A 20,553-nucleotide genomic window follows, 5' to 3' on the forward strand; every position below is an offset into this window, starting at 1 on the left:
CCATCAGCCACAAAAAAGCCGCTTTTCAGCGGCTTTTTTATTAGATCCCGTATTGCTCCCGGTAGGCCCGGACCCGTTCCAGATGCTCGGCCATCTCCGGCTTTTCGCCCAGAAATTCAATCAGATCCGCCAGGGTGATGATGGCGGTGACCTGAGCCTGGTAGTCCCGCTCCACTTCCTGGATGGCGGACAGCTCGCCCTTGCCCTTTTCCTGGCGGTCCAGGGCGATCAGCACCCCGGCCAGGGTGGCGCCGTTGGCCTGGATGATGTCCATGGACTCGCGGATGGCGGTGCCGGCGGTGATCACGTCGTCCACCAGCATGATGCGTCCGGCAAGCGGGCTGCCCACCAGGTTGCCGCCCTCGCCGTGCTCCTTGGCTTCCTTGCGGTTGAAGCAGTAGGGCACGTCCAGGTCGTGCACCTCGGCCAGTTGCACCGCGGTGGCGCTGGCGATGGGAATACCCTTGTAGGCCGGGCCGAACAGCACGTCGAACGCCACGCCCGCGTCCACCAGGGCGGCGGCGTAGAAGCGGCCCAGCCGGGCCAGATCCCGACCGCTGTTGAACAGGCCGGCATTGAAGAAGTAGGGGCTCTTGCGCCCGGATTTAAGGGTGAATTCGCCGAACTTGAGCACGGACTTGCTCATGGCGAACTCGATAAACTCACGCTGGTAGGCTTTCATGCTTTCCTTATCTCCGCTCGTGTTACAGGCCGGCAATGGCCCGGCGCTGGTGCTCCACCAGCTCGTTGATGCTCTGTCGGGCCAGGGCCAGCATGGCCAGCAGCTCTTCGTGGCTGAAGGGTTCTCCTTCCGCCGTGCCCTGCACCTCGATCATCTTGCCCTCGGCGGTCATCACCACGTTCATGTCGGTTTCCGCCGCCGAGTCTTCGGTGTATTCCAAATCCGTCACCGCCAGGCCATCGACAATGCCCACCGACACGGCGGCCACCAGGGTCTTGAGGGGACTGGCGGCAATCATGCCCTTTTCCTGCATCCATTGCAGGGCATTGGCCAGGGCCACACAGGCCCCGGTAATGGAGGCGGTACGGGTGCCGCCGTCGGCCTGGATCACGTCGCAGTCCACGGTGATGGTGTACTCGCCCAGGGCCTTGAGATCCACCGCCGCCCGCAAAGAGCGGGCAATCAGCCGCTGGATTTCCATGGTGCGGCCACCCTGCTTGCCCCTGGCCGCCTCACGATGCATCCGGCTGTGGGTGGAACGGGGCAGCATGCCGTATTCCGCCGTTACCCAACCCTGTCCCTTGCCCTTGAGGAAACGGGGCACCCCGGTTTCCACGGTGGCGGTGCAGAGCACCTTGGTATGGCCGAATTCCACCAGCACAGAGCCTTCCGCGTGACGGGTATAATGGGTGGTAATGGTGACCGGCCGGATTTGATCGGCCGCGCGACCGCTGGCTCGTGTTGACATGAGATTCTCCAATGGGGATAAAAAACCGGCATCGCCCGGCGGGCGAAACGCCGCCATTATAGAGAAAGCGGCCGGCCATTGCATGCCGTCCGCCATTGGCGCCGGCCCCACCCTGTGTCACACTCTGGGTATGACGCCCAATTACCAGATGAGAACCCCATGATCCACAGCATGACCGCCTATGCCCGTCAGGAATTCAAGCAAGACTGGGGCACCGCCGTGTGGGAAATCCGCTCGGTCAACCAGCGCTACCTGGAGACCTACACCCGGCTGCCCGAACAGTTCCGCGGCCTGGAGCCCCTGGTACGGGAAAAACTGCGCGCCCGGCTGCAACGGGGCAAGGTGGAATGCGGCCTGCGCTTCGAGTCCAACCTGGCCAACCAGGGCCAGTTGCAGATGAACAAGGCCCTGGCCGAACAGCTGATCGAAGGTGCCACCTGGGTGATGGAAAAGGCCGGCCACGGCAGCATGAACCCGATGGACATACTGCGCTGGCCCGGGGTGATGGAAGCCCAGGCCCAGGATATGGATGCCCTCAGCAGTGCCCTAATCGGCTGCCTGGACAAGGTCATCGACGACTTCCTCGCCGCCCGCGCCAGCGAAGGCGGCAAGCTGAAAGAACTGATTGAACAGCGGCTTACCGGCATAGAGCAGGAAGTGGCCAAGGTGAAAACCCATATGCCCGACGTGCTCGCCTGGCAACGCCAGCGCCTGCAGGAGCGCTTCGAGGAGGCCAAACTGGAGCTGGACCCGCAGCGGCTGGAGCAGGAAATGGTGCTGCTGGCCCAGAAGGTGGACGTGGCCGAAGAGCTGGACCGCCTCGCCACCCATATCGGCGAAACCCGCAAGATCCTCAAGAAAGGCGGCGCCTGTGGCCGGCGGCTGGACTTTATGATGCAGGAGTTCAACCGCGAGTCCAACACCCTGGGCTCCAAGTCGATCAACGCCAACATCACCGCCTCGGCGGTGGAGCTGAAGGTGCTAATCGAGCAGATGCGGGAGCAGATCCAGAATATAGAGTGATCTCTTCAGCTTTTCAGATATGCAACAAAAGCACATAAATATCAGCAATATAGATGACATTGAAGGTCGTAAAGTCCGAAAGTGCTCTATTTTGTTTGGGTAGTTATGGGGAGTAGATTGGGGAGTACTTTCTCGCTATAGCTTTTAGTCGAGATTGTACTCCCCAACTTTTTTGAGGCAGATCATGGGTAAGCTGCATGGCAAAACCGTCGGTCCGGCATGCCGATGGCGATGGGCTGTACCTGATGACGCCTAAGCGTGGCGATGGCTACTGGATGTTGCGCTACACCACACCAACGACCAAGCTCCGGCGCGAGTACAGCATCGGTAAAGTGGACGACTGGTCACTGGCCGACGCCCGGGATGAAGCGGTAAGGCTGAGGTTCGCGATAAAACGATAGGGAGCCGATCAGGTCCAATAACGTAAGAAGGCTAATCAGAACCCCTTCAAAACGCTGAACGATTTGTCTGCCGACTACCATCAGCTTCGCCAGCGGGAAATTGCTACCCACGAAAAAGACAAGAGTCTTTACGAACGTGAGGTTGCCTGGCACATAGGCAAGGTCGAGTTGGAGAAGATAAGACCGCTCGATGTCACCCAGTTCAACCCTGCCAGTCCTTTCCGGCCCAGGGATGCCGGTGGGGAGGAACAAGCCGCCAACGACCCAATGACCGAAGCCGAAGTCCTTGAGTTCTTTACCAAGCTCAGAAGGATCCCGGCACAATTCAGTCGAGAGAACTATTTGGCCTGTGCTTTGTTGATCACGACCTGTACGAGAAAAATGGAGTTGCTTGCCGCGCCATGGCACGAGTTCGATTTGCAAAACCGAGTGTGGCATCTCCCCAAAAACCGCACCAAGAAACGCCGGGCGATCGACATTCCACTCAGTGACGCGGCGCTGTTGGGGTTGGAAGAACTGAAAATCCGCAGTTGTGGCAGTGATGCAAATGGCAACATCAGCTTTGACGGGGTTTGAAAACCATAATTTTCACGGCATTAATTGGCGTGAAATTGAAAATTAACAAACTACAGAAGCGAATTGGTTTGATAAATATCTAAATCACGTCAATAATCAACGTATATTTTATTGTTTACAAACCACGTTGAGGCCAGCCATGCTGAATACTGAAGCCAGACAGCAGCTACAGAAGGTGCTGCCCTTGGATATGGTGGCCACCAAATCATGGCTGGAGGCACAAGGGTTCAACCTGCATTTTCTGGACAATGCGGTGCGCAACCAGACCCTGATCCCTCTCGTAGCCGGTGTTTACGCCAGGCAGGAAGCAAGGCTGTCCTGGAAAGGAATCGTTGCATCCTTGCAGCGCATGTCCGATGCGCCTGTCCATGTCGGAGGCTTGATCGCGTTAGAGTTGGAAGGCCTTGGCCATTACCTGTCCAAGGGAAGCAAGCCAAGGGTTCAGCTCTATTCCGATGCCGCGCTTCCCCGATGGCTAGGCAGAATCGACGTTCCAGCACGGTTTGAGTGGCACGGAACGCGCCGCCTGTGGCCCGAGACGCTGATGCAAGACGATAAGTACCTCCGGCAAGACAACTGGCAGGCATCACTCCCCCCACTGCACTATTCCTGTCCGGAAAAAGCCATTCTCGAGCTCTTGGCAGCGGTGCCCAACACCATCAGCTTTGAACATGCCGACCAGCTTATGCAAGGGTTGCACAACCTCTCGCCACGCAAGCTGGACGCCTTGCTGAAAGCCTGTTGCAGTATCAAAGCGAAACGGCTCTTCCTCTGGCTGGCAGGAAGACACCAACACGCCTGGCTCAAGCACCTGACACCGGAAAATTATGCGCTTGGAACCGGTAAGCGACTGCTCGCCAAAGGCGGCAAGCTGGAGCCAACCTGGCAGATCACCGTGCCGAAGGAGATGTAAATAACATGGACAGACAAAGCCACTATTACCGACAAGTCCAGCTGTTGCTGCGGCTGATTCCCTTTGTTGCCCGGCACGACAGTTTCGCCCTCAAAGGTGGCACGGCTATCAATTTGTTCGTTCGTGACTTTCCCCGACTTTCGGTCGATATCGATCTGGTTTTCCTGCCCATGATGGAACGGCATGAAGCCCTGCAGACCATCAAGAACAACCTGGATACCCTGGCTTCCACCATCACGGCCAGCATCGACAATACTCGGGTTATCCGCTCCTTCCAGGATAAAGCGGATGCCCTGCGTCTATTGGTGGAGCGGGATGGCGTTCAAATCAAAATAGAACTCTCCCCCGTACTGCGTGGCACGGTTTACGAGCCCAGGATCATACCGGTCAGTGAAGCCGTTGAAGAAGAGTTTGGCTTTGCCGAGATGGCCGTGGTGAGCTTCGCGGATTTGTATGCTGGCAAAATATGCGCGGCGCTGGATCGCCAGCACCCGCGAGATCTTTTCGACATCAAGCAGCTACTCGATAACGAAGGGCTCACCGATGACCTGCGCAAAGCCCTGCTGGTGTACATCATCAGTCATCCGCGGCCTATTGCCGAGCTGCTCAGGCCAAACTTTAAAGATATTTCCGGTGTCTACGAGGGGGAATTTCGCAATATGGCCGATCAAGACATTCCCCAGGCTGACTTGGAAGCAACACGGGCGCAACTGGTGAGGCTCATCAACACTTCTTTGACGTCCCAGGAGCGGGCATTTTTACTGTCATTCAAAAATCGCACACCCTATTGGCCACTCCTTGGGCTCTCCGGCATTGACCGGTTACCAGCCGTCCGCTGGAAACTGCAGAACCTGGTTAGGATGACGCCGGCAAAACATGCAGAAGCTTACCTCCGGCTTGAAGAAATCCTGAAGATATAAAATCTTTTTATTTCTGCCCTCTTGGTTTCTCATTGAATTTCCCCAAGTCACCATCCGACCATCATGCCCTTTATCTTCAAACACCTGAGAGTGGAGAGGGTGGCCGATCTGAACGGACGTATCAAACAAATCGAGCAAAGGACGGTGGGCGAATAGCCTACCACCCGTTTTTATGCGGCCCGGCTGCGTCAGGTGGCCGCCATGCCAAAGCCGGCCCGGTGCAGGGCCTGGCGGAAAGCCGCTTCCCGCTCGGGTTCAACCAGCAGGCGATGGTCGCCCGCCGCCTGGCACAGACCGGCGGTCTGCGGATGAGCGGCGATGGCGGCGGCGGTGGCCGCATCCCGGCAGTGCAGCAGCAACACCCTGCCCGCCGGCGTCACCGCCCGCGCATTGGCCTCGCACTCATCCAGCAAGCGCTCAACGTCGTCGGGCAGGAACGGCTGTGGATCGCGTTCGGCCATAAACGCCCGCAATGGCGCCAGGCTGCCGCCGTTTTCCAGCAGGGTGAGCATTTTTTCCCGGCATAAACGCCAACCATCGGCGCCATGCTGCGCTGCATGGGCCTCGATCAGCAACAGTTCGGCCTCGGCCGGCGGCAGGCTGAACACCAGCCGGCCCCCCTTGTGAAGGGCGAGCGGGGTTGGCCGGCGGGCCGCCACATCCTGGTAATCCCCGGTCAGCCCCAGGCAAAAGGCGCCCAGGGCGGTCAGCCGCAGATACAGCAGGCCGTCGTAACGGCTCAGGCAGCATACGTCATCGGCACCCCACATATAGTCGTAGTCGGGCTCCGGCTGCTGAGGCGGTGCCAGTACCAGATCGACCAGCCCCAGGGTGGCGGCGTATTCCAGCAGCAGGCAGCGCAGGTAGCGTCCCTGCAGCACCTCCCACTGGAGGTAACGCAGGGTACCGTAATACCGCTCACAAAGATAAAGCGTGCTGACATCCCCGGTGATCTCGAACTCGTGGCCGGCGGTCAGCCTGTTCGCTTTGAGTCGGCACGGCAAGATCCTTGGAACGATGAGAACATGGCCGACATTCAGGGTCGGCTCCCGGGCCCGACATGCTAGAATAACCCGGTTTTTAACGCCACCAATCATCACAGGAGCCCCCGTGAAGGCCCATGTCCTGCTGATAGGCCGCAGACAGCGATAAGCCAACGGGCGATGCAGGAAACAGAGTAAGTCCAATCAGGGCAAGGGGTTACATGGCATTGAAGAGTTCAGCCGACGTTGCAATAAAAAGCCCGCCATAACGGCGGGCTCGCGGGCAGTAGTGGCAAGCCATTACTTCTCGGCGTTGGGCCGTGCCGCCACGCCCATTTTCAGGGCCAGCCAGATCACCAGCACCAGGGAAATCATTACCGACAGGTAGTTGGAACCCATTTCCGGGAACTGGGTGCGCAGAAAAGCGGAGTAGCCGAACACCCCGATCAGGAAACCCAGCAAGGTGCACAGCGGGGTATCCCCTTCCATCGGCACGCTCAGGTATTCCTGGTACAGCAGGTGGGCTGCCAGCACCAGCGAGACTATGGGGAAAATGGAAAACGCCAGCTGGCTGACACTCAGGGTGGCCAGCGTGGCGTTGCCACAGATGCCGACCAGCAGAGCCAACAAGATGGGTTTACGGCGAATTTGCTTACTTCCTGACATGGTTATCCTTCCTAATGTAGGGCCTAGAGCCTCTTTGCCTTGTTATATGCATCCGCGCCTTTGGCAATAATGCGCAGTTGCAGGATCATGCGTTCGGCCAGCGCCTCCCGCTCGTCGTCGTTCATGTCCAGCGCCTCGGCCCCGGCACTGAAGACGATGGTCACCATCGCCTGGGCCTGGGCCTCGGCATAGCTGCGGCTGGTGCGCTGCCGCTCCTCAAGGTAGTCGGTCAGCTCGGCGGTAAAATGCTGGATCTCCCGCGCGACCGCCTGGCGGAAGGCCGCCGAAGTACCGGAGCGCTCCCGCAACAGTAACCGGAACACATCCGGGCTGCTATCGATAAATTCCATAAAGGTCTTTACCGATATCTGGATCACGCTGCCGCCGTCCGCGATTCGCTGGCGGGCCTGGCGCATCAGTTGCCGCAGGGTCAGGCCGCCTTCATCCACCAGCGTCAGCCCCAGCTCCTCCATATCCTTGAAGTGACGGTAGAAGGAGGTCGGTGCCAACCCCGCTTCCCGCGCCACCTCGCGCAGGCTCAGGCTGGAAAAACTGCGCTCGGCGCTTAACTGGCGGAACGCCGCCTCGATCAAAGAACGCCGGGTTTTTTCTTTTTGTTCAGCGCGAATGCCCACGGCACACCAGGGTCCAACTATTTAATGACCGGATCATACCTTTTTGTGTGAACCCGGTCAGCCCTGATTGGTCAATTTATGATTGACGCTATCCCGCTTTAAATATGAAAATAGTGTACAGATGTTCGCTCAATGGATACCAAGATGCGTAAACCTCCCCTGATATGGACCAACGCCATCCTCTTTGCCAGCAGCGGTCTGGCAGCCATGGTGCTGGTGCCCTGGTATGGCCTGACCCAGGGCTATGACGGCTGGCAGTGGCTGGCCATGCTGGCGCTGTTCAGTTACAGCTGCCTGTCGATCACCGCCGGCTACCACCGGCTGTGGGCCCATAAGGCCTACGAGGCCCATCCCCTGCTGCAGTGGCTGTTCGCCCTGGGGGGCGCGCTCTCCCTGCAAAACTCCGCCTTCCGCTGGTGCGCCGACCATCGTCGCCATCACCGCCATGTGGACGACCTGGACAAGGATCCCTACTCCGCCCAGCGCGGACTGTGGTTTTCCCATATGGGCTGGATGTTGAGGGAGTATCACCCGGAGGACGACAGCAATGTTCCCGACCTCAAGCGCAATGCCATACTACAGTTCCAGCACCAGCATTATCTGTCGCTCACCCTGGCCATGAACATCGGCCTGCCGGTATTACTCGGCCTCTGGCACGGGGATCTCTGGGGCATGCTGCTGATGGCCGGCGTGCTGCGCCTCTTCCTCGGCCACCACGTCACCTTCTTTATCAACTCCCTCGCCCATTACTGGGGCCGCCAGCCCTACACCAGCAAGAACACGGCGCGGGACAACGACATTCTGGCGGTGCTGACCTTCGGCGAGGGCTATCACAACTTCCACCACCTGTTCGAATACGACTACCGTAACGGCATCAACTGGTGGCATTACGATCCCACCAAGTGGCTGATCCGGACCCTGGGCTGGCTGGGGCTGGCCACCCGGTTGCGTACCTGCCCCCAGGAAAAAATAGAGCAGGCGAAGCTGGAACGCCGGCTGGAAATCACCCGCCAGAAGATACTGCGCCGGCAACAGGATGCCGATACCGAGCAGTGGCTGGCCCTGCTGCACAGCGAATACGAACGTTTGCTGCACCAGCTCAAGGATTACTATCAGGCCCGTAAGACCTTACTGGAACTGAAGAAAAAGGCCGCTCGCTGCAAGTACGAAGAACTGCGGCTCAAACTCAGCTGCGACGAACTGAAGGCCGCCTTCACCACCCAACGGCGCAACTGGCTGAAGCTGACCACCCAGTTTGCCTAAAGCATAAGGCGGGATCTCCCCGCCTTATTTCTTGCTGAAAAAAATGGTCATTCCACGTTCATTCCCTGCCCCAGCCAAATCTCTTTTGACAAAAACTCTGCAAAACACCATAGTCTCCGCCATTTTTAACCAACGACGACTGTATGGTTAGCTTTACAGTCGACAGGAGCAGCAAGACGTGGAAGCAAGGGCACAGTTCAGCAGCAAGCTGGGATTCGTAATGGCCGCCGCCGGCTCGGCCATCGGCGTGGGCAATATCTGGGGCTTCCCCACCCAGGCAGCCAGCAACGGCGGCGGGGCCTTCCTGCTGGTCTACCTGCTGTTTATCTTCCTGCTCGGCTATCCCATGCTGGTGGCGGAAATCACCATAGGCCGCCATGGCCAGGCCAGCCCCTTCCGCGCCCTGCAGCAGCTCACCGGCACCCCGGCGGGTAAATTCATCGCCGGCCTGGTGGGGCTGGCGGCGGTGGTGACCGTCAGCCTGATCTTCACCTTCTATGCCATCGTTTCCGGCTGGTTCGTCGCCTATGCCCTGGAGCCCCTGGCCAGGCTGACGGGCGCCAAGGCGTCGGCGGACTGGCTGACCGGTTTTTCCACCTCCCGCAACCTGGTGTTCACCCTGCTGTTCGCGCTGCTCAGCCTCTGCGTGGTCAGCCGCGGCCTGGAAAAGGGCATCGAGAAGTGGTCGCGCCGGCTGATGCCGCTGCTGCTGGTGATGCTGGTACTGCTGACCGGCTATATGCTGCTGCAACCGGGCGCCGGCGCCGGACTCCAGGCCTACCTGGTGCCGGACTTTTCCCGGGTATGGCATGGTGAGGTGCTGATCGGCGCCCTGGGCCAGAGCTTTTTCTCGCTCTCGCTGGGCGCGGCGGTGATGATGCTGTACGGCTCCTACCTGAGCCGCCAGGCCAGCATTCCGGCCCTGGCGGCCCAGGTCACCCTGCTGGACACCAGCGTCGCCTTCCTGGCCGGCTTGCTGATCCTGCCCGCCATGTATGTGGCCCAACACAACGGCGTGGCCATCTTCGCCGAAGACGGCAGCCTGCTCAGCTCCGACACCCTGGTGTTCTCGGTGCTGCCGGCGCTGTTCGAAACCATGGGCCAGGCCCAGTACCCGGTGGCTTTTGCCTTCTTCGTGCTGATGATAGTGGCGGCGCTGACCTCCGCCATCTCCATGCTGGAGGCGCCGGTCTCCCTGGCCATGGAGTCCACCGGCCTGTCCCGGATCAAGGCCACCTGGCTGATGACCGGCCTCTGTACCTTGATTAGTGCGGTGATAGTGTTTAACTTTGGCAGCCTGTTTGGACTGGTAATTACCCTCACCACCCAGTATGCCCAGCCCCTGGTCAGCCTGTGTATTACCCTTTATGCAGGTTGGGTATGGCAACGCAACCAGGTGCTGGCCGAGCTGAAGTCGGGTAACCCCGACCTGGAACAAGGGCTGTTCTGGAAGATCTGGCCCTGGTACGTGCGCCTGGTGTGCCCGGTTCTGGTGCTGGTGGTCATCATCCAGTCGGTGGGCGGCTGACGCCGCCGGTGGACAACCCTATCCGGAGTGGATGGTCAGATGAAATCTGCCGAGCTGTTGTACCGCGTGCAATTCGTCAATGCGGGTAAACACTACGAAATCTATGTGCGGGAAGCCACCCCCATCTACACACCCAAACCGGGCAACTGACAGCACAAGGGCCGCATCGCGGCCCTTGTTTTTACTGGGTCACTTCGCCTGCGCCGCTCAGGCCGGCCGCCAGGCTGGGCCCCGTTCCCTCCCCGGCCAGCGCCAGCAGGAAGGCATATTCCCGGGCCAGCTCGCGGTAGGACTCAAACCGCCCGGACTTGCCGCCGTGGCCGGTGTCCATATCGCAGTGCAGCAGCAGCAGGTTGTCGTCTACCTTCATCTCCCTGAGTTTGGCCACCCACTTGGCCGGCTCCCAGTACTGCACCTGGGAATCGTGCAGGCCGGTGGTCACCAGCATATGGGGATAGGCCTGGGGCTTGACCTGATCATAGGGGCTGTAGGACTTCATGTAGTGGTAATAGTCGGGCTCCGTCGGGTTGCCCCACTCGCCGTATTCACCTGTGGTCAGCGGTATGGATTCGTCCAGCATGGTGGTCACCACGTCCACGAAGGGCACGGCGGCCACCACCCCCTTGAACAGATCCGGCTCCATGTTGACCACGGCGCCCACCAGCAGGCCGCCGGCGCTGCCGCCGGAGGCGAACACCCGGCCCTTGTCGCCATAGCCCTGCATCACCAGATCACGGGTCACATCGATAAAATCATTGAAGGTGTTTTCCTTGCTGAGCAATCGGCCCTGCTCATACCAGTCGCGGCCCAGCTCTTCGCCGCCGCGCACATGGGCGATGGCGTAGACGAAGCCCCGGTCGAGCAGGCTCAGGCGGGAGCTGCTGAAATCCGGATCCATGCTGGCACCGTAGGAGCCATAGGCATACACCAGCAGCGGATTGCTGCCATCACGCTTGAACTGGTCGGCCCGGTACACCAGAGATACCGGCACCTTTACTCCATCTCGTGCGGTCACCCACAGCCGCTCGCTGCGGTAATCGTCGGCATTGAACTGCTCGCCCACGTACTGCTGCTTCAGTTCGCGCCGCTCCAGGGTATCCATGTTCACTTCATAGGTGGTCACCGGCCGGGTCATGGAGGAATAGCCGTAGCGCAGCCAGGGGGTCTCGGCCTCGGCGTTGGCGCCCAGCCAGGTCACATAGGCGGGATCGTCGAAGCGAATTTCATGCTCGCGCCCGTCCTGGCGGTGGATCTGGCGCAGGTGCACCAGCCCCTCGCGGCGCTCTTCCAGCACCAGCCAGTCGCGGAACAGGGCAAAGCCCTCGAGCAGCACCTCGGCCCGGGCCGGGATCAGTGGCTGCCACTGGTCGCCGGCCGACGCCTCCTGGGCCAGGTAGAGACCGAAGTTGGCGCCGTCCTTGTTGGAGCGGATGTAGAACTGGCCCTGGTAATGCTCGAGGTCGTATTCATGGCCGTGTTCCCGGGGCAGGAACACCCGGGCCGGGGCCTCCGGCGCGTCCGCCGGCACCAGGCTGATTTCGCTGGAATCGGTGTTCCAGGCGCCGATCACGATGTAATCCTCGGAACGGCTCTTGTAGATGCTGGTATAGAAGCTGTTGTCGCGCTCTTCGTACACCAGCACGTCTTCGCTCTGGTCGGTGCCCAGGGTATGGCGATACACCTGGTAGGGCAGCAGGGTGCTTTCATCCTGCTTCACATAAAACAGGGTCTTGCCGTCGTTGGCCCACACCAGGTTGCCGGAGGTGTGCTCCAGCACTTCCTCGTAGAATTCGCCGGTTTGCAGTGACTTGAAGCGGATCTGATACTGGCGGCGGGACACGAAGTCTTCGGCAAAGGCCAGGGTCTGCTGATCCGGGCTGACCGCCAGCTGTCCCATGCCATAGTAGCTGTGCTCCCCGGCCCGCTCATTGCCGTCCAGCAGCACCTCCACCCGCTCGGGCTGGCCGTCGGGGTAGCGCTCGACAATGGCGTACTCCTGGCCCTGCTGGTAACGGGTCTGATACCAGTAACCTTTCTTCAGGTAGGGCACGCTGTTGTCGTCCTGGCGGATGCGGGCCACCATTTCCTGGAACAGGCTTTCCTGCAGTTCGTTCAGCGGGGTCAGCACCTGTTCACTGTAGCGGTTTTCCTGCTCCAGGTAGGACAAGACTTCGGGGTCTTCCCGCTCGTCGTCCCGCAACCAGTGGTAGTTGTCCACCCGGACGTCGTCGTGGTTGAGCAGGATATGAGGGATTTTTTTGGCAACCGGCGGTTTTATTTCCAAATCAGTACCTTTGGCATAGGGTTTGGCACAAGCCACCCATGCTAACATCAAGCAAAGTCTAACCCTATTGCGCACACGCTGCTCCTTCATCTTCTTCCTGCACAAAAAGTGCACAAATATTAACCAGGAAAGATGAAGCTGACCAAGAGATTTGATGAAAACTGCGAGGAAACGCAGCACAAAAGCCCGAATGGAGCCGGATTACCCGGCCCTTGGGAGGAAAGTAACTACTTACGTCGCCAACTGCCGTCGGCCAATTGTACATACTGACCGTTCGGGGTCCGTTCTATGTTCAACTGCCCGGCCCGGCTCTGCACCACGGTCAGGCTGGTGCCGGTGCGCCGGGCGATGTCCTGGTAATTTTCCAGCCGCTTGCGATTAATATCGTTCACTATGGCATTGACCTGGGCATTGCTCTGCACCGCCCCCACCAAGCCGTTCTGTTGCTCGCCGATCAACCCCTGTTGCTTGGCCTGCTGCAGGTCCAGGGCCCATACCGACCAGCTCAGGGTTGCCGCCAACATAAAAGCCAACCACCGCATATCAACCCCCTTAGAACAGGTCTTTCTCTTGTTCAAACAATTCTTCCAGCTCCCGGTCTATCCGGATCCGGATTTCGTGGTCCACCTTCACGTTAAGGTTGACGGTAATGGGCTTGTCCGGCACCACCACCTCCACCCGGGGTGTGCAGGCGGTCAGCAATAGCAGGCTGATCACTGCTGCAGGTTTTATCATTTACTGGTTCTCCCCCTGTAAGCGTACCGGCAACCGTTCACTGAGATCACGGGCAAAACGCAAGCTTGCCAGCAACTGTAACAGGTTTTCCTCATGGTGATAATTGAAGTTCACCGGGTGCATCCGCCCCATCACCGGCGCCTGTCCCTGCAGCCGGCTTTCGATCACCGCCTCGCCGTCGGGCGCCATGGAAATCTCCGCTTCCAGCCTGTCGTAACGCAAATCGCTGAGCAGGCCGAGGGTCAGCCCCAGGGTCAGGTTGCTCGCCCCCGAGGCCAGCAGATCCTCGCCGGCCTGGTAGGAAATCCAACCGTTCTCGCTATGGGCCCGGCCGCCGGTCACACTGAAGCCTCGCTCGAAGGAAAAAGGCAGCCGGCCGTGGAGCCGGCCATTGCCGGTAAGGCCGCTGACGGCGGTGTAGCCGAGGATTTGCTCCAACGAGATATCACTGAAATGCATCTCCCCGCTGGGTGCGGCCGTCAGTGCCATGGGCGACAGCGCCAGCTGGCCACCGAGCGCCCGGGCCGTCAGTCCGGACAGCCAGGGCACGCCTCGCCGCAGTTGCACGGCGCCACTGAGGTCGGTGATGGGCACGCCAATATCCAGCAGCGCCACCGTCAGGCCATTGCTGCCGACCGTTTGCAAGGCCCCCCGGCGCCATTGCAGGCCGAGCCGGGCCGCCACCTGCTCGGCCTGCATGTCCCGATAACTCAGTTGCCCTTCCCGCAGTGCCAGCCCGAGGGTAACCGGCCGGGTTTCATCCAGCAGATCCGGCGCTGCTAACGATAAGACCAGGTTGCCGGCTGCGGGTTCCACTCCCACCGGCAACGCCAACCAGCCGGACAGCCATTGCCAGAGCCCGGCGAAGGGCAAGGACTGCTCCGGCACCCTCAGCGCCAGCCCCTGGTCGTAGTGCCAGTTCCCCCGCAGCCGCAGCGCCGGGCCCAGCTCCAGCGTCAGGCTGCCCCGGCGCTCGTCCTCGTCCGAGGTCTCCACAATGAGGCCGGCCTCGGGCAATGCCTGTTCCCCCCAGCGCCCCTGCTGCCAGCTCAAGCGGGCCTGCCAGGGGCCGTCCAGATGCTGGATCCCGACCGGAGCCAGCTCCAGGGTGCCGAGCTCCAGCGCCTGCCAGCCCAGCCGCGGGATCTGCAACCGGGAGCCGGGTTGCAGTTGCCAGCCCGCGTCGCCTTCGATGGCGGCCAGCCGCAGTTGCCAATGGCCCGACAAGGGTGCCGGCAATGCGCCTCCGGCGGACAGCGTCAGTTCCTGTCCGGGTTGCCAGCCGCCGCTCAAGGTCAGGCTGTGACCGAATTCCGGGGCCAGCACGCCGCCGGGAAGCTCCCCCTGCCAGCGCCACCCCTGCTGCTCCGGCAACAGGGCCAGCCTGACGTCACCGGACGCGGTCTGCCACAGGATATCCAGGTGCTGCTGCCGGTGCCGCAATTCGGCCGCACCGGTCGCCACCCCCCTGGGCAGGTAGAGGGTGAGTTCCTCGACCCGGAAATCGATGGGTGGCAGGGTGAGCAGCAGGGAGAGGGCATCGCTCTCGCCTTCGGCGCCGCTGGCACCGCTGCGGGAGCAGGTCAGATCCAGGCTGAGCCGCGCCAACCGGCCCTGCAATTGCCCCTGGTCCAGCACCAGCGACAGCCCCTCGGCCTGCTCGCGCGGGCAGGCCGGCACCTGGGCCCGGGCCAGGGTGGCCTGGGCGCTCAACCACTCGGGCAGCCATTGCGCCGACAGGGCGCCGGACATCAACAGCAAACAGCAGCCTACCAGTTGTCGCATCCCCATCGCCTTTACCGGATTCAATCGTTACTCTAATCAAATCAGCTTGCGTCGCCCTGCACAACCATTAAGCTGAAGCCAACAGGGGGTAAATGTCATGGATAAAATCGTTCTCTGGGGCATTATCGCCATCGCCGCCCTGGTGATAGGCCGGCAGCTCTATACCCACTTTTATAATAGCGGCCAGCCCCAGCACAGCCTGAAGGTGGCGGTGGCCCACAAGCACACCCGGGAGTTCATGGGGCGCACCAGCAAGGAAAAGACCGAGTTGCCGCCGCCCCGGGTGGATTACTATGTGCGCTTCCGTCCCCTGGCGGGCGGGGACGAGCGGGAATTCCAGGTCAGCGAACACCTCTACGAACAACTGACCCAGGAAGCCACCGGCACCCTAGTGTTCCAGGGCAGCCGCTTTATCGCCTTCGAGCCCGACGAGACTATCCTGGATAACGACTGAACACCGAGGTATTGCCCTGTTTATCGAAGCTCAGCACCTCGTAGGGGGTGCCGGGAATGTCCATGCCCGGCGCGCTCTGGGGCATGCCGGGTATGGTCAGGCCGCGCACCGCCGGCTTTTGCTCCAGCAGTTGCCTCACGTCCGCCGCTGGCACATGGCCCTCGATCACATAGCCGTCGATAAAACTGGTATGGCAGGACGCCAGCCTAGACTTGATCCCCGCCTTGGCCTTGATCGGCGCCATCTTGTCGGTGTTGACCACCGCTATCTCGAAACCGGCGTCTTCCATGTGCTCGATCCAGTGCTGGCAGCAGCCGCAGGACTCGGACTTGTACACCGTCATCGGCGCCGCCAGTACGGGGCCGGCCAACAGGGCCCCCGCCAAGCCATAAAACCATTTTTTCATCGCAGTTACCTCGGTAATTGAATGTGATCAGACCGGATTCTGGCCTCAAGGTTAACAGCCGGGGCGGCGGCGACCTTGATCTTCCTCAGTATTCAGGACGGCGGCAAAGCGGTATGCTGTTACCATTTCGCCATCTTATTGTCTTTTTTGGAGTTATTATGTCTTATCTGGCCGTCAAACACGCCCATATGATGTTTGCCCTGATCAGTATAACCCTGTTCATGCTGCGCGCCTGGCTGGCGGTACCCTCCCCCGCCCGCATCAACAACAAGCTGCTGAAGGTACTGCCCCATGTCAACGACACCCTGCTGCTGCTGCTGGGCATCTGGCTGGCGGTGCAGATCAGGCAGGTGCCCTTCGACAACAGCCCCTGGCTCACCGCCAAGGTGATCGGCCTGGTGCTCTATATTATCGTCGGCACCATCGCCATCAAACGCGGCAAGACCCAAGGCCAACGGCTGGGCGCCGCCCTGGCGGCCATCGCCATCTTCGCCTATATCTACGGCGCCGCCGTCAGCAAGTCCCCGCTGTCCTGGCTGGCTCTGTAGCACTGAGGCCGCTACTCAGACTACCGATACACCTTCGGATTACGCTGTTGTCACTCCCGCGAAGGCGGGAGTCCGGTGCAATATGTCATGGATCTCCGCCTTCGCGGAGATGACCATCACCGGCTCAGGGCAACCGCACCGGAAACACCGGAAACTCGCCCGGTTGCAGCCAGCTCCACTCGCCTTCCTGGTAAAGGGCGTTAGCGGAGCGCGGATCCAGCATCAGCGCGGCCAGGGGCGCCAGCGGCTGGCTCATGGGCACCAGCAAATCCCCCGGTTGCAGGGTGACCTTCACCTCTTCGATCCTGACCCTGGCCTGCACTTTTTCCCGCACTCCGGGTCTGGCCTTGGGCTGGGGCAGCAACTGCTCGATCACCAGCCGTTCCGCCATCAGCTCCCGCGGGGCGCCGACCGTCTCGAAAGTGATATGGTGCCGGCCCAGCCAGTCCGCCATGCGCTCCCGCTCCCGGGTTACCACATAGGCGTCGGCCAGCCGGACCGGCTCCCGGGTGACGATGGCATCGTGATTGCGGAAGCGGTGCTGCTGCTTGTGGCCGTCGGCGAAGCGCACCAGCGGCAGGCTCACCTCGGGCTCGTCCCGGTTCACGTCGAAGCTCACCCCCATCCACAGGGTGCGGCCGTCCTCGGTGCCGGACTGCCACTGCTGCCGGGCCCGGCGCGACAGGCTCACCAGCTGTTCGCTCTCGTCCGCCACCAGCTCCAGCATGGTGACTATGCCCAGGTGCTGCTTGCGCACCCGCTCGGCGATATTGCGCGGCGTGGGGTAAGTGCCGTCCTTATTATCCAGCCGGTTTTCCACCAGAATGGAGATCCGTCCCTGCATGGCGGCATAGTTGCGCAGGTTGGTGATGCCCAGGCCGCCGCGGGCCACCGCCTGGTTGATGTCGGTGATCTCGCCCCGGTAACGCACCGCCGCCAGGCCCGCGTCCGACACCCGCTCGATCAGGGCCGGCAGCAGCCGGTGCTCGGTGTAGTCGCGCAGCGGTCCGTCGATATTGGGGTTGTTGCCCATGTCGAACTGGGCCTCCACATCGGTCATCCAGCCCTGCTCCCGGGTCAGCACCCGCTTCCAGATGCCGGACTCGTGGGCGTCGTACACCACGTCCGGATCGAAGGTATGCAGCGCCTCCACCAGCAAGCGGGTCTCCCCGGCCTTCAGCGCCACATAATCGATATTGGTGTTGTCGTCATTGGCGTTGTGCCGGGTGGAAAGATCCCGTCCGTCCGGGTTGGCCATGGCCACCAGCACCAGGTTGAGCCGGCTCAACAGTGCCGGGTGCTCACCGGCGATCAGCTCCCGTGCCAACTGCTGGACCGCCTCGGCGCTGGAAGGCTCGTTGCCGTGCTGGGAGCCGAAGATCATCACCGTCGGCTTGTCCGCCTCGGCGGCGAACTCCCGCAGGAAGGCGGGCGACTCGGACATCAGCAGCGCCTCTATCGGCCGGCCGCCGGCCGAGGTGCCGAGCGACACCAAACGGGCCTTGGGCGAGCGTTCATCCAGCTCCGCCAGGTAATGGCTGATGTCGCGACTGCTGGGCAGGGTCAGAAATTTTCCGTTTTCAAAGGGGGTCGGCGGCACGGGCTGGGCCCACGCCAGGCTGCTGCACAGCAGCAGCAGACTCAATAAAATCTTCATGGTTCTCCGGCTAAGGTGGTTTTATTTCAAACACTTATACTCATATGGACGAAAAAAAGGCAACTGTAATTTAGCGTCAGGATCAGACCGAAGATCCCGGGTTGTAGAAAAATGGCGACAGTCGGCCGCCAAAAAGTAGCGACAGAACTTGTCACAGCTTGCGCCTAGGATAGAATCATCCCAAGCAAGAGGGCATAACCATGAGTAAGAAACTGCTGAGACAATTGACCCTGGCGCGCTGTGTTCCTTATCGTCCATACAAGCTGACCGCTCGCCAGCTGCAAGAAAAACTGGAAGAAGAAGGAATTCAAGTCAGCCTGCGTACGGTACAGCGGGATCTGGAAGAGATGTCCGGCATGGGCCTGTTTGATCTCACTTCCGATGATCGCAGCAAGCCCCATGGCTGGTGCTTCGAACGCAATGGTTTGAACGATTTCGCCAACTTTATGCCACTCAGCCTGGCCATGGCGCTGAAAACCTGGAACGACCAGGCCGCCGATCTGCTGCCGGCCAGCGTACTGAGCGAGCTGAACCCCATTATCGACAAGGCCACCCAGGTCATAAAAGACAGCCAGAGCGAGCTGGCCAGCCGCTGGATGGAAAACGTGGTGCAACTGCCCAAGCCGTTCCCGGGCAGTCCGGAGATGCGGCGCGCCACCACCATTCGCGACGCCCTGTGGCGCGGCCGCAAGTTCAGCGCCGAGATCAAGCGGGTGATCAAGGGCCGCACCGTCTGGCTGCGCTACGAGCAGGTCAATCCGCTCGGCATCGTCAGCCGCAAGGAAGGTCCCATGCTGCTGTGCACCGTATCGGACATGGATCCCAAAATTTACGGCATTCCCTTCGAGCACATTAAAGAAGTGGAGCTGACCAGTCGTCCTGTTACCCAGCCGAGGGAATTCAGCGTCAACAAGCTGATCCGTGAAAAAGGCTACCAGGAAGAGGCGGAGACCATCCATTTCGTGGGCCGGATCACCAACCCGAACCGGGCCATACTGGAAGACAGCATTCCGGGCAACAACCCCAGGTTGACCCGCTACGACAAGCAGAGCATGATGGTGGAAACCGACGTGAAAGATTCACCCGAATTTCGCCGCTGGCTGACCGATATGGCGGGCAAAGTCGAAGTGCTGGCGCCGGAATCGCTGAAAAGCCGCTGATTCAGCACGAATCTTGACCCCGGGGGCTGACTGGTTCAGCCCTTTTGTTTTTCCACGGAGTACCGGATGAGCGATCTCCTTTTTGAACCGGCCGAACCGGATTGCGATGCCATTCATATCCGCGTGATCGGCGTGGGCGGCTGCGGCGGTAATACCGTCAACCTGCTGGCCGAAGCGGCCCTGCCCCAGCATGTCAACATCGTCGCCATGAATACCGATGCCAAGGCCCTGCAACAAAGCCGGGTCGAGACCCTGCAGCTGGGCAAGCTCCTGACCCGCGGCCTGGGCGCCGGAGCCGAGGCCGAAGTGGGCCGCCGCGCCGCCGAAGAGAGCCTGGCGGATATCCGCAACCAGCTGAAAGGGGCCGATCTCTGCTTTATTACCGCCGGCATGGGCGGCGGCACCGGTACCGGCGCCGCCCCGGTGGTCGCCCAGGTGGCCCGCGAGCTGGGCATCATGACGGTGGCCATCGTCACCCGCCCCTTCGGTTTTGAAGGCAAGAAACGCGCCCGGGCGGCGGATCAAGGGCTAGAGGCGCTGGCCGAACAGACCGACGCCCTGCTGGTGCTGCCCAACGACTACCTGCTCAAGGTGCTGGGTGCCCGCACCCCGCTGCTGGCCGCCTTCAGCGAAAGCAGCAAGGTGATCCAGAATGCGGTCAAGGGGCTGGCGGACATCATCGGTCAGACCGGCCTTATCAATATCGACTTTGCCGACGTGCGCACCATCATGCGCCAGCAGGGCAAGGCCGTCATGGGCATCGGCCTGGGCAGAGGCGAAAACAAGGTGGAAGAGGCCACCCTGCAGGCCCTGAACAACCCGCTGCTGGAAAAAGTGGAGCTGGAGCGGGCCCGGGGCGTGCTGCTCAATGTAGTGGCCTCGATGGACATCGGCCTGGACGACTTCCAGAAGATCGGCGACCGGGTGGCGGAATGCGTCGGCACAGACGCCACCGTAGTGTCCGGCATCAGCCTGGATCCCAACCTCACCGACAGCATCCAGGTCACCATGATCGCCACCGGTATCCAGCCGCCCAAGGAGACCATAGCCCCATCCCCAACCCAGGAGCGGCCGGCACAGCCTTCGCTCGAATCCAGCCCCCAGGGCCTGGACATCCCCGCCTTCCTGCGCCAGCGGCAGCAGTAAAAAAGAGCAATACGCACAAAACAAAACCCCGTTGCAGGCA

23 protein-coding genes are annotated in these 20,553 nt (G+C 60.8%); 12 read left to right on the forward strand and 11 right to left on the reverse strand.

The window, feature by feature from the left end; genetic code table 11:
• Positions 1–40 precede the first annotated feature (40 nt).
• Entirely contained in the window at positions 41–682 is a 642-nt protein-coding gene (gene pyrE, locus JKV55_RS02210; RefSeq protein ID WP_202082112.1) for an orotate phosphoribosyltransferase, read from the reverse strand.
• Between the two features lie 22 nt (positions 683–704).
• The gene (gene rph / locus JKV55_RS02215; protein ID WP_202082113.1) at positions 705–1,430 is read right to left on the reverse strand and encodes a ribonuclease PH; all 726 of its coding nucleotides are present in this window, start codon (positions 1,428–1,430) and stop codon (positions 705–707) included.
• A gap of 159 nt (positions 1,431–1,589) precedes the next feature.
• On the opposite strand from rph, the gene JKV55_RS02220 reads away from it, so the two are divergent.
• From JKV55_RS02220 to JKV55_RS02235, 5 genes are all read left to right on the forward strand, one after another.
• On the forward strand, positions 1,590–2,453 hold the full coding sequence (locus JKV55_RS02220; RefSeq protein ID WP_202082114.1) for a YicC/YloC family endoribonuclease: 864 nt from the start codon (positions 1,590–1,592) through the stop codon (positions 2,451–2,453).
• Between the two features lie 197 nt (positions 2,454–2,650).
• On the forward strand, positions 2,651–2,854 hold the full coding sequence (locus JKV55_RS19850) for an Arm DNA-binding domain-containing protein (protein WP_255511227.1): 204 nt from the start codon (positions 2,651–2,653) through the stop codon (positions 2,852–2,854).
• A 63-nt stretch (positions 2,855–2,917) separates the two neighbouring features.
• Positions 2,918–3,430, forward strand: a complete 513-nt coding sequence (locus JKV55_RS19855) for a tyrosine-type recombinase/integrase (protein ID WP_237332613.1) — start codon at positions 2,918–2,920, stop codon at positions 3,428–3,430.
• A 139-nt stretch (positions 3,431–3,569) separates the two neighbouring features.
• Positions 3,570–4,343, forward strand: a complete 774-nt coding sequence (locus tag JKV55_RS02230) for a type IV toxin-antitoxin system AbiEi family antitoxin (RefSeq protein WP_202082115.1) — start codon at positions 3,570–3,572, stop codon at positions 4,341–4,343.
• A gap of 5 nt (positions 4,344–4,348) precedes the next feature.
• Positions 4,349–5,263: a nucleotidyl transferase AbiEii/AbiGii toxin family protein gene (locus JKV55_RS02235; RefSeq protein WP_202082116.1), complete on the forward strand. Its 915-nt coding sequence runs from the start codon at positions 4,349–4,351 to the stop codon at positions 5,261–5,263.
• 188 nt (positions 5,264–5,451) lie between these two features.
• Here the strand turns inward: JKV55_RS02235 and JKV55_RS02240 are convergent, their stop codons facing one another.
• From JKV55_RS02240 to fabR, 3 genes are all read right to left on the reverse strand, one after another.
• Positions 5,452–6,267 (reverse strand): hypothetical protein, encoded by an 816-nt coding sequence (locus JKV55_RS02240; protein ID WP_202082117.1) that lies wholly within the window; start codon positions 6,265–6,267, stop codon positions 5,452–5,454.
• 279 nt (positions 6,268–6,546) lie between these two features.
• Complete coding sequence (locus tag JKV55_RS02245; RefSeq protein WP_202082118.1) at positions 6,547–6,912, reverse strand: YijD family membrane protein; 366 nt, start codon at positions 6,910–6,912, stop codon at positions 6,547–6,549.
• A gap of 23 nt (positions 6,913–6,935) precedes the next feature.
• Complete coding sequence (gene fabR, locus JKV55_RS02250; protein WP_202082119.1) at positions 6,936–7,547, reverse strand: HTH-type transcriptional repressor FabR; 612 nt, start codon at positions 7,545–7,547, stop codon at positions 6,936–6,938.
• Between the two features lie 144 nt (positions 7,548–7,691).
• Here fabR and JKV55_RS02255 point away from each other — a divergent pair, with 144 nt between their 5' ends.
• The 3 genes from JKV55_RS02255 to JKV55_RS02265 all read left to right on the forward strand — a co-directional run bounded on the left by JKV55_RS02255 (position 7,692) and on the right by JKV55_RS02265 (position 10,488).
• On the forward strand, positions 7,692–8,810 hold the full coding sequence (locus tag JKV55_RS02255; protein ID WP_202082120.1) for an acyl-CoA desaturase: 1,119 nt from the start codon (positions 7,692–7,694) through the stop codon (positions 8,808–8,810).
• A gap of 178 nt (positions 8,811–8,988) precedes the next feature.
• Positions 8,989–10,338 carry a sodium-dependent transporter gene (locus tag JKV55_RS02260; protein WP_202082121.1) on the forward strand — a complete coding sequence of 450 codons (1,350 nt, stop codon included), beginning with the start codon at positions 8,989–8,991 and terminating at the stop codon, positions 10,336–10,338.
• 39 nt (positions 10,339–10,377) lie between these two features.
• Positions 10,378–10,488: a DUF1820 family protein gene (locus tag JKV55_RS02265; protein ID WP_202082122.1), complete on the forward strand. Its 111-nt coding sequence runs from the start codon at positions 10,378–10,380 to the stop codon at positions 10,486–10,488.
• Between the two features lie 31 nt (positions 10,489–10,519).
• Here the strand turns inward: JKV55_RS02265 and JKV55_RS02270 are convergent, their stop codons facing one another.
• From JKV55_RS02270 to JKV55_RS02285, 4 genes are all read right to left on the reverse strand, one after another.
• Positions 10,520–12,670, reverse strand: a complete 2,151-nt coding sequence (locus JKV55_RS02270) for a S9 family peptidase (protein WP_237332625.1) — start codon at positions 12,668–12,670, stop codon at positions 10,520–10,522.
• Between the two features lie 179 nt (positions 12,671–12,849).
• Positions 12,850–13,164, reverse strand: coding sequence for a YdbL family probable chaperone protein (locus JKV55_RS02275; RefSeq protein ID WP_237332614.1), 315 nt, complete (start codon positions 13,162–13,164; stop codon positions 12,850–12,852).
• A gap of 10 nt (positions 13,165–13,174) precedes the next feature.
• On the reverse strand, positions 13,175–13,357 hold the full coding sequence (locus JKV55_RS02280) for a YnbE family lipoprotein (RefSeq protein ID WP_202082124.1): 183 nt from the start codon (positions 13,355–13,357) through the stop codon (positions 13,175–13,177).
• Positions 13,358–15,142, reverse strand: a complete 1,785-nt coding sequence (locus tag JKV55_RS02285) for an intermembrane phospholipid transport protein YdbH family protein (protein WP_202082125.1) — start codon at positions 15,140–15,142, stop codon at positions 13,358–13,360. It abuts the gene before it with no gap.
• Between the two features lie 97 nt (positions 15,143–15,239).
• Here JKV55_RS02285 and JKV55_RS02290 point away from each other — a divergent pair, with 97 nt between their 5' ends.
• On the forward strand, positions 15,240–15,596 hold the full coding sequence (locus tag JKV55_RS02290) for a DUF2500 domain-containing protein (RefSeq protein ID WP_202082126.1): 357 nt from the start codon (positions 15,240–15,242) through the stop codon (positions 15,594–15,596).
• Here the strand turns inward: JKV55_RS02290 and JKV55_RS02295 are convergent.
• Entirely contained in the window at positions 15,577–16,002 is a 426-nt protein-coding gene (locus JKV55_RS02295) for a DUF411 domain-containing protein (RefSeq protein WP_202082127.1), read from the reverse strand. The two genes, JKV55_RS02290 and JKV55_RS02295, sit on opposite strands and share 20 nt — an antisense overlap.
• Positions 16,003–16,160: 158 nt before the next feature.
• On the opposite strand from JKV55_RS02295, the gene JKV55_RS02300 reads away from it, so the two are divergent.
• Entirely contained in the window at positions 16,161–16,550 is a 390-nt protein-coding gene (locus JKV55_RS02300) for a SirB2 family protein (RefSeq protein WP_202082128.1), read from the forward strand.
• Positions 16,551–16,674: 124 nt separating this feature from the next.
• Here the strand turns inward: JKV55_RS02300 and JKV55_RS02305 are convergent, their stop codons facing one another.
• The gene (locus JKV55_RS02305) at positions 16,675–18,207 is read right to left on the reverse strand and encodes a M14 family zinc carboxypeptidase (protein ID WP_202082129.1); all 1,533 of its coding nucleotides are present in this window, start codon (positions 18,205–18,207) and stop codon (positions 16,675–16,677) included.
• Between the two features lie 200 nt (positions 18,208–18,407).
• Here JKV55_RS02305 and JKV55_RS02310 point away from each other — a divergent pair, with 200 nt between their 5' ends.
• Positions 18,408–19,367, forward strand: a complete 960-nt coding sequence (locus JKV55_RS02310; protein ID WP_202082130.1) for a helix-turn-helix transcriptional regulator — start codon at positions 18,408–18,410, stop codon at positions 19,365–19,367.
• Positions 19,368–19,433: 66 nt separating this feature from the next.
• Entirely contained in the window at positions 19,434–20,513 is a 1,080-nt protein-coding gene (gene ftsZ / locus JKV55_RS02315; RefSeq protein ID WP_202082131.1) for a cell division protein FtsZ, read from the forward strand.
• Positions 20,514–20,553 lie beyond the last annotated feature (40 nt).

The sequence above is a fragment of the Zobellella iuensis genome (assembly GCF_016746085.1).
In the GTDB taxonomy this organism is placed as follows: Bacteria; Pseudomonadota; Gammaproteobacteria; order Enterobacterales; family Aeromonadaceae; genus Oceanimonas; species Oceanimonas iuensis.

Bases quoted from the DNA above. Each gene is read 5' to 3' on its own strand.
- rph (WP_202082113.1), bottom strand. From the start codon at position 1,430: ATGTCAACACGAGCCAGCGGTCGCGCGGCCGATCAAATCCGGCCGGTC.
- JKV55_RS02265 (WP_202082122.1), top strand. From the start codon at position 10,378: ATGAAATCTGCCGAGCTGTTGTACCGCGTGCAATTCGTCAATGCGGGT.
- JKV55_RS02275 (WP_237332614.1), bottom strand. From the start codon at position 13,164: ATGCGGTGGTTGGCTTTTATGTTGGCGGCAACCCTGAGCTGGTCGGTA.
- JKV55_RS02285 (WP_202082125.1), bottom strand. From the start codon at position 15,142: ATGCGACAACTGGTAGGCTGCTGTTTGCTGTTGATGTCCGGCGCCCTG.
- JKV55_RS02305 (WP_202082129.1), bottom strand. From the start codon at position 18,207: ATGAAGATTTTATTGAGTCTGCTGCTGCTGTGCAGCAGCCTGGCGTGG.
- pyrE (WP_202082112.1), bottom strand. From the start codon at position 682: ATGAAAGCCTACCAGCGTGAGTTTATCGAGTTCGCCATGAGCAAGTCC.
- JKV55_RS02290 (WP_202082126.1), top strand. From the start codon at position 15,240: ATGGATAAAATCGTTCTCTGGGGCATTATCGCCATCGCCGCCCTGGTG.
- JKV55_RS02280 (WP_202082124.1), bottom strand. From the start codon at position 13,357: ATGATAAAACCTGCAGCAGTGATCAGCCTGCTATTGCTGACCGCCTGC.
- JKV55_RS02310 (WP_202082130.1), top strand. From the start codon at position 18,408: ATGAGTAAGAAACTGCTGAGACAATTGACCCTGGCGCGCTGTGTTCCT.
- JKV55_RS02295 (WP_202082127.1), bottom strand. From the start codon at position 16,002: ATGAAAAAATGGTTTTATGGCTTGGCGGGGGCCCTGTTGGCCGGCCCC.
- JKV55_RS02220 (WP_202082114.1), top strand. From the start codon at position 1,590: ATGATCCACAGCATGACCGCCTATGCCCGTCAGGAATTCAAGCAAGAC.
- ftsZ (WP_202082131.1), top strand. From the start codon at position 19,434: ATGAGCGATCTCCTTTTTGAACCGGCCGAACCGGATTGCGATGCCATT.
- JKV55_RS02300 (WP_202082128.1), top strand. From the start codon at position 16,161: ATGTCTTATCTGGCCGTCAAACACGCCCATATGATGTTTGCCCTGATC.
- JKV55_RS02270 (WP_237332625.1), bottom strand. From the start codon at position 12,670: ATGTTAGCATGGGTGGCTTGTGCCAAACCCTATGCCAAAGGTACTGAT.
- JKV55_RS02255 (WP_202082120.1), top strand. From the start codon at position 7,692: ATGCGTAAACCTCCCCTGATATGGACCAACGCCATCCTCTTTGCCAGC.
- JKV55_RS02230 (WP_202082115.1), top strand. From the start codon at position 3,570: ATGCTGAATACTGAAGCCAGACAGCAGCTACAGAAGGTGCTGCCCTTG.
- JKV55_RS02245 (WP_202082118.1), bottom strand. From the start codon at position 6,912: ATGTCAGGAAGTAAGCAAATTCGCCGTAAACCCATCTTGTTGGCTCTG.
- JKV55_RS19850 (WP_255511227.1), top strand. From the start codon at position 2,651: ATGGCAAAACCGTCGGTCCGGCATGCCGATGGCGATGGGCTGTACCTG.
- JKV55_RS02235 (WP_202082116.1), top strand. From the start codon at position 4,349: ATGGACAGACAAAGCCACTATTACCGACAAGTCCAGCTGTTGCTGCGG.